The sequence below is a fragment of the Marinobacter iranensis genome (genome assembly GCF_029207565.1).
GTDB classification, from domain to species: domain Bacteria; phylum Pseudomonadota; class Gammaproteobacteria; order Pseudomonadales; family Oleiphilaceae; genus Marinobacter; species Marinobacter iranensis.
Map to the genome: position 1 here is coordinate 1 of NZ_JANCMW010000257.1, position 260 is coordinate 260.

Here is a 260-nt window from a genome sequence, read left to right on the forward strand (position 1 = left end):
CTTGCCGTCCCTGAGGACGATCAGCCCGGCGATGTTCTGCTGGGCGATGAAGGCGTCGAGATCCGCATCGGGAAAGGCCAGCGGCTTGCCGGCGGGCAGCGGATGGACCTTGCCGCCGGCCCGGACGACATGACCGGGGAAGAGCTTCTCCATGTGCGGGAAATTCTGGTCGCGCTGGGCCTGGCTCCAGAACAGCACTTCGGCGCCGACCTTGCGCAGCCCGGAATTGTCGCCCGGCTGCATCCGCACCTCGGGCGACG

Annotated in this window: 1 pseudogene; it reads right to left on the bottom strand. The window is 68.1% G+C overall.

The window, feature by feature from the left end:
* A pseudogene (locus tag NLU14_RS22275) lies at positions 1-243 on the bottom strand (hypothetical protein); the annotation flags it as partial.
* Positions 244-260 lie beyond the last annotated feature (17 nt).